This window comes from Streptomyces sp. CO7 (genome assembly GCF_053474865.1).
In genome coordinates this window covers 77,155-84,780 of record NZ_JBRIOU010000009.1, presented here as the reverse complement: position 1 = coordinate 84,780, position 7,626 = coordinate 77,155, and the positions used below count along the sequence as shown (strand labels likewise).

At 76.9% G+C, this 7,626-nt stretch carries 1 protein-coding gene; it reads left to right on the top strand.

The annotated features are described in order from the left end of the window. Nucleotides 1-7,626, top strand: a 7,626-nt coding sequence (locus ACOV8S_RS26960; protein ID WP_448321321.1) for an amino acid adenylation domain-containing protein, incomplete at both ends; no start/stop codon positions are given.

Below are 7,626 nucleotides of genomic sequence, written 5' to 3'. Positions count from 1 at the left end.
CCCCCTCCGACTTCCCGCTCGCCCGGCTCGACCAGGCCGCCGTGGACCGCGTCACCGGCGACGACCCCGCCGCAGTGGAGGACGTCCACCCCCTCACGCCCACCCAGGCGGGCATGCTCTTCCACGGCCTGTCCCAGGAGGACAGCGGCGTCTACTTCCACCAGCTCTCCTTCGTCCTCGACGGGGTCGGCGACCCGGCCGCCCTCGCGGCGGCCTGGCAGCGGGTCACCGACCGCACCCCGGTGCTGCGCGCCCACGCCGTCTGGCAGGACGTGCCCGAACCCCTGCTGGTGGTGCGGCGCGACGTCACCGTGCCGGTCGCCCACCTGGACTGGCGCGCGCTCGACGAGAGCGAACGCGAGGCGCGGCTGCGGGAGTTGCTGCGCGCCGAGCGGGAGCAGGGCATCGACCTGACCCGGGCGCCGCTGCAGCGGCTTACCCTGGTCGAGCTCCCCGGCGGCGGCCTGCGCGTGGTGTGGTCCTTCCACCACCTGGTGCTCGACGGCTGGAGCCTGTTCCACGTGCTGGCGGACGTCCTCGCCTGCGTCGCCGCGCCGGACGCCGCCGCGCTGCCCCACCGCCGCCCCTTCCGCGACTACGTGGCGTGGCTGGCCGAACGCGACCGGGACGAGGCCGAACGCCACTGGCGCGAGCGGCTGGACGGCCTCGCCGAGCCCACCCCGCTGCCGTACGACCGGGAACCGCGTGAGAGCCACCGCGCCGAGTCCAGCGAAGCGGTGCGCGCCGTGCTGCCGGCTGCCGCGACCCACGCGCTGCAGGACCGCGCCAGGAGCGCCGGGCTGACGCTGGGCACCCTGGTGCAGGGCGCCTGGGCGGTCCTGCTGAGCCGTCACGCCGGCCGCGACGAGGTCGTCTTCGGCACCACCGTCTCCGGCCGCCCGCCCGAGCTGGACGGCGCCGAGACCATGACCGGCCTGTTCATCGCGACCCTGCCCACCCGGGTCACCGTGCCCCGCACCGGTACCACGGCCGACTGGCTGCACCGCCTCCAGCAGGACCAGGGCGAGGACCGGCGCTTCGACTTCGTCCCGCTGACCCGGATGAAGGCCCTCACCCGGCTCCCCGAGCGGGCGGGCCTGTTCGACAGCATCGTCGTCTTCGAGAACTACCCGGTGGACGACGCCACGGCCGCCTCCCACGGACTGCGGCTGAGCGGGCTGGAGGGCGTCGAGACCACCAACTACCCGCTGAGCCTGGTCGTCGAGCCGGGGGCCGAGCTCTCCCTCAGCCTCGGCTACGACCCCGGACTCTTCGACGCCGCCACCGCCGAGCTGCTGACGGAGTACCTGCTCGTCCTCCTCGGCCACATGGCCGGCGGCCTCGGCGACGCGCCCGGTCGCCTGCCGCTGCTCACGCCGGCCCGCCGCGACCAGGTGCTGCACGCCTGGAACGACACCGCCACCGGCGCGCCGGCGAGGACCACGGCCGAACTCTTCGCCGCCCAGGTGCGCCGCACGCCCGACGCGGTGGCGCTGGAGGCGGGGGCGGGGGCGGAGAAGCTCACCTACCGGGAGCTCGACGGGCGCGCGGCCGCGCTGGCCGCCCGCCTGACCGCGCTCGGCGTGCGCGCCGAGCGCCCGGTGGGCGTGCTGATGGACCGTTCCGTGCCGCTGGTCGTCGTCCAGCTCGCCCTGGTGCGCACCGGCGGCGTGTACGTCCCGCTGGACGGCCGGGCACCGGGCGAACGGCTGCGCCGGACGCTCGCCGAGGCCGGGGCGGACCTGCTGCTCACCGACGCCGCGGGGGAGGAGACGGCACGCGCCGTCCTGCCGGACGGGCGGGTCGTCCGCGCGGACGACGTACCCGTCGACGCTTCCGGCGGCACACCCGACGACGCGTCCGCCGGTGCGCCCGGCGACCTCGCCGGGGCCGCCACGCCGCCGCCGGTGCACCCCGACAACGCGCAGTACCTGATGTTCACCTCGGGCTCCACCGGCACGCCCAAGGGAGTCGCCGTGCGGCAGCGGGACGTCGCCGCGCTCGCTCTCGACCGGGCCTTCACCGGGCACGAACGGGTCCTGGTGCACTCGCCGCAGGCCTTCGACGCCTCCACCTACGAGCTGTGGGTGCCGCTGCTGCGCGGCGGCACCGCCGTGCTCGCGCCGCCCGCCGAGGTGGACGCGGCCGTGGTGCGCCGCGCCGTGACCGAGCAGGGCGTGCGGCACCTGTGGCTGACGGCCGGGCTGTTCCGGCTGATCGCCCAGGAGGACCCCGGCTGCCTGAGCGGCGCGCGGGAGGTGTGGACCGGCGGCGAGGCCGTACCGGGCGCCGTGGTGCGGCGGGTGCTCGACGCCTGCCCCGGCCTGACCGTCGTCGACGGCTACGGCCCCACCGAGACCACCACCTTCGCCACCCGGCGCCCCTTCACCGCCGCCGACCCGCTGCCCGCCGTGCTGCCCATCGGCCGCCCCCTCGACGACACCCGCGCCTACGTGCTCGACGACGCCCTCCAGCCGCAGCCGCCCGGCGTGCCCGGCGAGCTGTACATCGCCGGCGCCGGAGTGGCCCGCGGGTACGCCGGACGACCGGGGGCGACCGCCGCCCGCTACCTCGCCGACCCGTACGGGCCGCCCGGCGGCCGGATGTACCGCACCGGCGACGTCGTGCGCCGGAGCGCGGACGGCGAACTGTGCTTCGTGGGCCGCGCCGACGACCAGATCAAGATCCGCGGCTTCCGCGTCGAGCCCGCCGAGATCGAGGCCCGCCTCACCGCCCACCCGGCGGTCGCCGAGGCCGTGGTGTCGCTCTACGAGCACGCCGGGGTCAAGCGGCTCGCCGCCCACCTGGTGCCCGCCCGGAGCGCGGACGCCCGGCGCGCGGACGCCGGTGGTGCGCACGCCCGGATCGCGGAGGCCCGCCATGCGGGGGTGCCGCACGGGGAGGCCCCGCGCGCTGACGTGCCGAGCGCGGACCTGCCGAGCGCGGCCGAGCTGCGGGAGCACCTCTCGGCGAGCCTGCCCGACTACATGCTGCCCGCCGCGTTCGTCACCGTCCCCGAACTGCCGCTGACCGCCAACGGCAAGGTGGACCGCCGCCGGCTGCCCGCCCCCGACTGGTCGGCGCCCGGCGACGCCTACCGCGAGCCCCGCGAGGGGGCCGAGCGGATCCTCGCCGGCATCTGGGCCGACCTGCTCGGCGTCGAACGCGTCGGCGCGGACGACAACTTCTTCATGCTCGGCGGCGACTCGATCCTCGGCATCCAGGTCGTCTCCCGGGCCCGCACCGCCGGGCTGACGCTCACCCCGCGCGACCTGTTCCGGTACCCCACCGTCGCCGCCCTGGCCGCCGCCACCGCCGCACAGGGCGCCACCACGGTCGCCGGCACCTCGCCGGTCACCGGCGAGGTCGGCCTCACCCCCGTCCAGCACTGGTTCCTCGACGCCGCACCGCGCCGCCCCGAGATCTTCGACCAGTGCGTGGTCGTCGAGACCCCGGCCGACGTCGACCCGGACGCCCTGCACCGGGCGCTGCGGGCCCTGTGGGACCACCACGACGCCCTGCGCTCCCGCTTCACCCGGCAGGGCGACGGCTCCTGGACGCAGTGGTGCGCCGCGCCCGGCGAGGACCCGGAGCTGCTGCGCACGCACGACCTGGGCGGCCTGGACGAGGCGGCCGCGCCCGAGGAGGAGGCCAGGGTCACCGCCGCGGCGCACGCCGCCTTCCGGCTGGACGCCGGACCGCTGCTCGCCGCCCGCCTGTTCACCGGCCTCCCGGCTCCCCGGCTGCTGCTCGCCGTCCACCACCTGGTGGTCGACGGCGTCTCCTGGCGCATCCTCCTGGAGGACCTGGAGACCGCCTACGCCCAGGCCCGCGCCGGCGACCCGGTCCGGCTGCCGGAGCGCACCACCTCGGTCCGGGAATGGGCCCGCAGGCTGCGCGAGCACGCCGAGGCGGGCGGCTTCGCCGCGGAACGCGAGCACTGGGAGACGGTGGCCCGGCACTGCGCCGCGCCCCTGCCGGTGGACGCCGACGGCGGCAACACCGTCGCCGACACCGAAGCCGTCACGGTACGGCTCGACCGTGCCACCACCGACGCGCTGCTGCGCGAGGTGCCGGGCGTCTACCGCACCCGTGTCGACGACGTCCTGCTCACCGCCCTGGGCCGGGTTCTGTCCGGGTGGACCGGGCGGGACACCGTGGCCCTCACCCTGGAGGGCCACGGCCGTGAGGACGCCCTCTTCGAGGACGTCGACCTGACCCGCACGGTCGGCTGGTTCACGAGCGTCCACCCGGTGGCCCTGACGGTGCCGGAGGGCGACGACTGGGGCGTCGCGCTGAAGTCCGTCAAGGAACAGCTGCGGGCGGTACCCGGTCACGGGATCGGCCACGGCGCGCTGACCCGCCTCACCCGCGAGCTGCCGGCCGGCCCGGCGCCCGCGATCAGCTTCAACTACCTGGGCCGCTTCGACTGGAGCGCGCAGGGCGGCGCCCTGGTGCGCGCCGTGCCCGGCGGCCTGGACGGCGCGGACGCCCTCGAGGCGGACCGCCCGCACCTGCTGGACGTCGTCGCCCGGGTCGGCGAGGACGGCGAGCTGGAGATCGCCTGGCACCACAGCCGCGGCGTGCACCGGAGGGAGACGGTGACCCGCCTCGCCGAGGAGACGGTACGGGCGCTGGAGGCGGTCGTCGCCCACTGCGCCCGCCCGGACGCCGGCGGGCGCACCCCGTCGGACTTCCCGCTGGCCCGGCTCGACCAGGCGGCCGTGGACCGGGTCGCCGGGGACGGCCGCGCGGTCGCCGACGTCTACCCGCTGACGCCGATGCAGGCCGGCATGCTCTTCCACGGGCTGCTCGACCCCGACAGCCGCACCTACGTCAACCAGGTGCAGTTCACCCTCTCCGGCGTCGGGGACCCGCACGCCCTCGCCGAGGCCTGGCAGCGCACCGCGGACGCCAACGCCGTGCTGCGCACCCGCCTGGAGTGGCAGGAGACCGCCGAACCGCTGCAGGTCGTCCAGCACCACGCCACCGTGCCCGTCACCCACCACGACTGGACCGGCCGCGACGAGGCGGAGTGCGCGGCGGACCTCGACCGGCTCCTCGACGAGGACCGGCGGGCCGGCATCGACCTCGCCGCCGCCCCGCTGATGCGGCTGACGCTGATCCGCCTCGCGCCCGACCGGGTGCGGGTGGTGTGGACGTTCCACCACGTGCTGCTCGACGGCTGGAGCGCCGCCCAGGTCTTCGACGAGGTCTGCGAACGGTACGCGGCCCTCACCCGGGGCGGCCGTCCCCGGGTGCCCGGACGGGCGCCCTTCGCCGACTACCTGCGCTGGCTGGCCGGTCAGGACACGGACGCCGCGGAACGCCACTGGCGCGAGACGCTGGCCGGCTTCACCGCGCCGACCGAACTGCCCCGCGACCGGCGCTCCGCCGAGGCACACCGCGCCTCCTCCGTGGAGACGGTGCGCGTCACGCTCGACGCCGAGGTCTCCGCCCGGCTGCGGGAGACCGCGCAGCGCTCCGGGCTCACCCTCAACACCGTGCTCCAGGGTGCCTGGGCGCTGCTGCTGTCGCGCTTCGGCGGTGGCGACGACGTGGTGTTCGGCACGACCGTCTCCGGCCGGCCCGCCGACCTGCCCGGCGTCACCACCATGGTCGGGCTGTTCATCAACACCCTGCCGACCCGGGTCACGGTCGACGGCAGCCGCCCCCTGCTGGAGTGGCTGGGCGAGCTGCAGGCCGCCCAGTCGGAGGCCCGGCGGCACGAGTTCGTCTCGCTGGCCCAGCTGCAGACGTGGAGCGAGGTGCCCGGCGGGACCGGCCTCTTCGACAGCATCGTCGTCTTCGAGAACTACCCGTTCGACGAGGACGCCCTCGGGCGGCTCGGCCTGACCCTCACCCAGGAACGCGACGTCGAGCCGACCAGCTACCCGCTCAGCGTGGTCGTCGCCCCCGGCGACACCCTCGCCGTCTCCCTCGACCACGACCCGGCCGTCTTCGACCGGGCCACCGTCGAGAGCCTGGGCGCGAGCCTGCGCACCCTGCTGACCGCGATGGCCGCCGACCCCGGCCGCCGCCTGGACGACCTGCCGCTGCTCGCCCCCGCCGAAGGCCGCGCGCTGCTCGAGCGGTACGCGGGAGCGACCGCTCCCGCGGCGGCCCGTCCCCGCACCCTGCCCGCGGCGTTCGCCGCCCAGGCCGCGCGGACCCCCGACGCCCCGGCCGTCGCCGCCGGGGACGAGGAGCTGACCTACCGGCAGCTCGACGAGCGCTCCAACCGGCTGGCCCGGCTGCTGATCGAGGCCGGCGCGGGCCCCGAACGCTTCGTGGCGCTCGCCCTGCCCCGCACCGCCGACCTGCTCGTGGCCCTGCTCGCGGTGCTCAAGAGCGGCGCCGGCTACCTGCCGGTCGACCCCGGCCACCCCGCCGAACGCGTCGCCTTCCTCTTCGAGGACGTCCGGCCCGCCGCCGTGGTGACCGCCGCCGCCACCGCCGGGCGCCTGCCCGACGGACCGTTCCCGCGCCTCACCCTCGACGACCCGGAGACCGCGGCGCGCCTGGCCGCCGCGTCCCCCGCCCCCGTCACCGACGACGAGCGGCACGCGCCGCTGCTGCCCGAGCACCCGGCGTACGTCATCCACACCTCCGGATCGACGGGCCGGCCCAAGGGCGTGGTCGTCGCCCACGCCCCGGTGCTCGCGCTGACCGACTGGGCCGCCGCCGAGTTCACCGGCCGGGGCCTGGCGCACGTGGTGGCGTCCACCTCGCTCAACTTCGACGTGTCGGTCTTCGAGATCTTCTCCCCGCTGCTGACCGGCGGCCGGGTCGAACTCGTCCGCGACCTGCTCGCCCTCGCCGAGCGGACCGGGCCGTGGCGGGCCGGGCTGCTCAGCGCCGTGCCCTCCGCGCTCGGCCGGCTGCTCGCCGAGGACGCCGTCCACGTCGACGCGGACACCGTCGTCCTGGCCGGTGAGGCCCTGCCCGCGCGGACCGTGCGCCAGGTGCGCGCGGCGGCGCCCGGCTGCCGGGTGCTGAACGTCTACGGGCCCACCGAGGCCACCGTCTACGCCACCGCCTTCGTCTGCGACCCCGACGACCCCGACCGCGACCCGCCCATCGGCCGTCCCGTCGGCGGCGCCCGCGCCTACGTGCTGGACGCCCGGCTGCGCCCGGTGCCCGTCGGGGCCCCCGGTGAGCTGTACCTCGCCGGGACCGGGGTCGCCCGCGGCTACCTGGGCCGCCCCGGTCTGACCGCCTCCCGCTTCCCCGCCGACCCGTACGGGCCGCCCGGCGGCCGGATGTACCGCACCGGCGACCTGGTGCGCCGCACCGCCGAAGGCGACCTGGTCTACCTCGGCCGGTCGGACGACCAGGTCAAGGTGCGCGGGTTCCGCATCGAACTCGGCGAGGTGGAGGCCGCGCTGACCCGGCACCCGCGGGTGTCCGCGGCGGCGGCGCGGGTCGTGGAGCACGAGGGCCACCGGCGCCTCGTCGCCTACGCCGTGCCGCGCGGGTCCGGGGCCCTCGACCCGGCCGAGCTGCGCGACTTCCTCGCCCGCACCCTGCCCGGCCACCTCGTCCCCTCGCTGGTGACCGCACTGGAGCGGCTGCCGCTGGGCGCCACCGGCAAGCTGGACCGGCGGGCCCCGCCCGACCCCGGGT